Source organism: Mesorhizobium sp. M7A.F.Ca.MR.362.00.0.0, from assembly GCF_004023175.1.
Classification (GTDB): domain Bacteria; phylum Pseudomonadota; class Alphaproteobacteria; order Rhizobiales; family Rhizobiaceae; genus Mesorhizobium.
This window is the reverse complement of record NZ_RZTF01000218.1, coordinates 1-3,957: the sequence shown is the minus strand read 5'-3', so window position 1 is coordinate 3,957 and position 3,957 is coordinate 1. Positions and strand designations below refer to the sequence as shown.

Annotated in this window: 6 protein-coding genes; all 6 read right to left on the bottom strand. The window is 61.1% G+C overall.

Annotated elements, in window-relative coordinates; genetic code table 11:
- Positions 1–647: hypothetical protein (locus EOC06_RS23405; RefSeq protein ID WP_245469958.1), on the bottom strand; the 647-nt coding region annotated here is incomplete at its 3' end.
- Between the two features lie 30 nt (positions 648–677).
- A complete protein-coding gene (locus tag EOC06_RS23400) occupies positions 678–824 on the bottom strand; it encodes a hypothetical protein (RefSeq protein WP_013529552.1) in 147 nt (48 codons plus the stop codon).
- A gap of 25 nt (positions 825–849) precedes the next feature.
- Positions 850–1,104, bottom strand: a complete 255-nt coding sequence (locus EOC06_RS23395) for a GlsB/YeaQ/YmgE family stress response membrane protein (RefSeq protein ID WP_013529551.1) — start codon at positions 1,102–1,104, stop codon at positions 850–852.
- 215 nt (positions 1,105–1,319) lie between these two features.
- The gene (locus EOC06_RS23390) at positions 1,320–1,520 is read right to left on the bottom strand and encodes a hypothetical protein (RefSeq protein WP_128288056.1); all 201 of its coding nucleotides are present in this window, start codon (positions 1,518–1,520) and stop codon (positions 1,320–1,322) included.
- Between the two features lie 104 nt (positions 1,521–1,624).
- On the bottom strand, positions 1,625–2,245 hold the full coding sequence (locus EOC06_RS23385) for a ribonuclease D (RefSeq protein WP_095084743.1): 621 nt from the start codon (positions 2,243–2,245) through the stop codon (positions 1,625–1,627).
- Positions 2,246–2,370: 125 nt separating this feature from the next.
- Complete coding sequence (locus EOC06_RS23380) at positions 2,371–3,756, bottom strand: M20/M25/M40 family metallo-hydrolase (protein WP_128308898.1); 1,386 nt, start codon at positions 3,754–3,756, stop codon at positions 2,371–2,373.
- Positions 3,757–3,957: the final 201 nt, after the last annotated feature.

Sequence of the window (3,957 nt, the reverse complement as noted above, 5' to 3'; positions counted from 1 at the left end):
AACTTGTAGCTCGGGGCGAAATCCAGCCGCCGCCGCAACAGGCTTCCATCGAAAAAACAGAAGCCGGGCCACAGGAACCAGCCGCCTGGTGTCGGCGTATCGCGCCGCACGCTGCCGTAGAGGCTCTTGCCCTTCATCCGGTCGCGGATCGAAAATGGTTCAGTTGGAAAGATGTCATGATCGATGAAGCCGAAAAGCTTCGGCCCGAACCCAGGCAAGAAATTCCGCACGATCCAGTTGAGCGCTTGACCGTGCGATCTGCTGACGACCAGCCTGTTCTTCGGCAATGCCACATAGGGGACATGCTGGCGACGGCAGAGATCGCGGATTGCTTGCCTCGCCTCGTCCTTGTTGCTGTTGTCGAAGACGATGTAGCTCTCGTGCTCGGCAAGGTATCGGCGCACCAGGTGGATCTGCCATTCGATCATTTCGGGCCGGTTGAAGGCCACGGTGGCGACTATGCCATCGCGAAATACCTGCTCTTGCCCCTGCAAATCGAAGACCGGCGCGGATGCTCTCAGGAAGCGAAACACCCGCCAATGATAGCGCAACAGCGCTTCGCGCCTTGGCGGCCTGTTCAGCCTCTCCCATTCCGCAACGGTAATTCTGGGCTGATCGACGTCTTCCGGAGCGTCAGAAGCCACCATGTCGTGCTCCTGCATGTGCCGTTCGACGGCTCAGTTCTGCTGGATCGAAATGCCCTTGTCGTCGATCTTGAGCTCGACGCCCTTGGGTTTGGTCTGCTCGCGATAGACGTAGATGCCGAGCGCAATGACCACCACGACGAGCGCGCCAATGACGAGATAGAGCGTATTCTGTTTCATGGCGCGCTCTTTGCGTTGTCGAGCCTCAGGCTCGTTTCAGGACCTTGACCAGCACCAGCAGGATGATGGCGCCGATGGTGGCATGGATGATCGCGGCGAGAGTGCCGCCGCCGATGGAAAATCCGATCCTCGGAAACAGCCAGCCGGCGATGAACGCGCCGACGATACCGACAATGATGTTGCCGATCAGACCGAAGCCGAAGCCGGAAACGATAAGACCGGCGAGCCAGCCGGCGATGGCACCGATGATGATGAAGACGAGCAGGCTTTCGACACCCATAGAGAGTTCCTCCGAGCAAGAGGGCGACGGCGGAACGGAAAGCTCCGAATCGGCCTCGATATCAACGGCTTCAGGCTATTCGAAAGCGGCCGGCCTCACCAGCGGCGCCATCACTAGAGCAATTCTAGGAAAAGTGTAAAGCGGTTTTCCGTCCAAAATTGCGTCAAAACAAAGAGTTAGAGCAGCTTGCCGTTTCCGTGAAACGGTGAACTGCTCTAGTCGTCATCGTCGCTTGCGGCAGGGCGCCAGCTGGTCGGCTCGACCTTCTTTTGTGTGTGACTGTCAATATAGACCCACCAGCCGTCATCGCGATATTGCGCGATGGATTCGTTGATCACGCCGTCGCTGTCCTTCCAGGTCACGGAGACCTTGGAGCCGTCTGTCGGCGCGGTCACAATCGGCTTTCTGTCCGCCATGTCATCATCCCCCAATTGCACCGACAAACTGAGCCGACAGAACGCCGCGGCCCGCATCCGGTTCCAGCCGGTACCGGCTGCGCGATGTGCTGGCCGGACGACCGTCAGCTGTGGGCAAAGATATCCTCTTCGTCCCAGCCCATCAGGTCAAGCTTGGCACGCGTCGGCAGGAAGCGGAAGCAGGCATCGGCCTCCTTGGTCCGCCCATCGCGCGCCAGGCGTCCGGCGAGCACATCGCGCAAACGGTGCAGATAGAGCACGTCGGAAGCGGCATATTCGAGCTGTTCGGGCGACAGCGTCTCGGCCGCCCAGTCCGACGATTGCTGCGCCTTGGACAGGCCAACGCCAAGAAGCTCGAAGCAGATGTCCTTCAGCCCGTGGCGGTCGGTGTAGGTGCGGGTCAGCCGCGAGGCGATTTTGGTGCAGAACACCGGCTCCGGCATCACGCCGAACGCATTGTAGAGCACGGCAAGATCGAAGCGTCCGTAGTGGAACAGCTTGGTTACGCCACGGTTCCGCAGCAGGCTGACGAGGTTCGGCGCCTTCTTCTGGCCAGGCGCGATCTGGATGACGTCGGCCGTGCCGTCGCCGGGCGAAATCTGCACCACGCACAGCCGGTCACGATGCGGATTGAGCCCGAGCGTCTCGGTGTCGATGGCCACTGCCCCGACATTGTAGTGCGAGAGGTCGGGCAGGTCGTTTTTATGGAAACGGATATCGGCCATTGTCTTCTCCGGTCGAGCCCTACAGTGTCCCCTGACCCGCAAGGGACGCTGCAGCGCTTTGTCTTGTGGCCCGTCCTCGCCGCGATCCGCTGAAAAATCAACAGGAAAACAGGAGTTTCCGCCGCTCAGCGCGTCAAGGCATCGAGAATCCGCGCCCAGGAGCGCTGGCCCTTGTGGAAGGAGCTGAGCTCGTATTTCTCGTTGGGCGAGTGGATGCGGTCGTCGTCGAGGCCGAACCCGACCAGCAGCGATTCCATACCGAGATAGGTCTGGAAATCGCCGACAACCGGAATGGAGCCGCCGCTGCCCGTCGTCACCGCCGGCTTCGGCCATTCGTCGGACAGCGCATTCTTGGCCTTGGCGAGGAAGGGCGAGTCGTAGGAAAGCTGGATTGCCGGCGAGCCGCCATGCGGATGGAATTCGACCGAACAGTCGGCCGGAATCCGCTCCTGGACGAATTTCTGGAACGCAGCGCGAATTTTCTTGGGATCCTGCTTGTGGACAAGGCGAAACGACACCTTCGCCGAGGCTTCCGCCGCGATCACCGTCTTGAAGCCCTTGCCGGTATAGCCGCCGATGATGCCGTTGAACTCGGCTGTCGGCCGCGCCCAGGTCAACTCCAGCACCGAGCGGCCCTTTTCGCCCGACGGGATCGACAGGCCGACCGGTCCCAGGAACGTCTCGGCCGTCTCGCCGAGCGTCTCCCATGATTTCAGGATCTGCGACGGTGTTTCCTCGACGCCGTCATAGAAGCCGGGGATGGTGATATGGCCGTCCTTGTCGTGGATATCGGCCAACACCTTGGCCAGGATGCCGATCGGATTGGCGGCGGCACCGCCATAGAGGCCGGAATGCAGGTCGCGATCGGCCGCCTTCACCGTGATCTCCTCGCCGACCAGCCCGCGCAATCCCACGCAGATCGACGGCGTGTCGCGGTCCCACATGCCGGTATCGCAAACCAGCGCGAAATCGGCCTTGAGTTCGTCGGCATTGGCTTCGAGGAACGGCTTCAACGACGGTGAGCCGGATTCTTCCTCGCCCTCGAACAGGATGGTGATGCGGCAAGGCAGATTGCCGTGCACCTGTTTCCAGGCGCGGCAAGCCTCGACGAAGGTCATCAACTGGCCCTTGTCGTCGGCCGACCCGCGTCCGGTGATCACCTTGTGATCCGGCCCGACCTCCTTGACAGCAGGCGCGAACGGATCGCTTTCCCACAATTCGATCGGATCGACCGGCTGAACGTCATAGTGGCCGTAGAACAGCACATGCGGCGAGCCGGCCGGGCCGTCATGATGCGCAACCACCATCGGGTGGCCTGATGTGTCGCGAACGCTGGCGTCGAAGCCGATCAGCTTGAGTTCGGCCACCAGCCATTCCGCCGCCTTGCGGCAATCGGCGGCAAAGGCCGGATCGGTGGAGATCGACTTGATCCTGAGCAAGCCGAACAGGCGCTCGAGGCTCTGGTCGAGATTGTTGTCGAGACGGTCGAGGACGGGGGAAATTGCGGACATATGTGAAGCCTTTCGATTCAGAACCCGAACCGTAAAGGCAGGACAGGAAAACGAAAAGCCCGCGATCATTGGACCACGGGCTGCAAACGTCTGTCTGGGATAAAAAAAGACCGCCGTGGTGGAGGGGGAACCACGGCGGCCTTCTACTCGAAACGATGCGGCAGCCCGGAGAGGGGGGATAGGCTGCCGCAGGTGTCCGGG

What these genes read in the sequence shown, in the direction of transcription:
- EOC06_RS23400 (WP_013529552.1), bottom strand. Translation starts at nt 824, where the DNA reads ATGAAACAGAATACGCTCTATCTCGTCATTGGCGCGCTCGTCGTGGTG.
- EOC06_RS23395 (WP_013529551.1), bottom strand. Translation starts at nt 1,104, where the DNA reads ATGGGTGTCGAAAGCCTGCTCGTCTTCATCATCATCGGTGCCATCGCC.
- EOC06_RS23390 (WP_128288056.1), bottom strand. Translation starts at nt 1,520, where the DNA reads ATGGCGGACAGAAAGCCGATTGTGACCGCGCCGACAGACGGCTCCAAG.
- EOC06_RS23385 (WP_095084743.1), bottom strand. Translation starts at nt 2,245, where the DNA reads ATGGCCGATATCCGTTTCCATAAAAACGACCTGCCCGACCTCTCGCAC.
- EOC06_RS23380 (WP_128308898.1), bottom strand. Translation starts at nt 3,756, where the DNA reads ATGTCCGCAATTTCCCCCGTCCTCGACCGTCTCGACAACAATCTCGAC.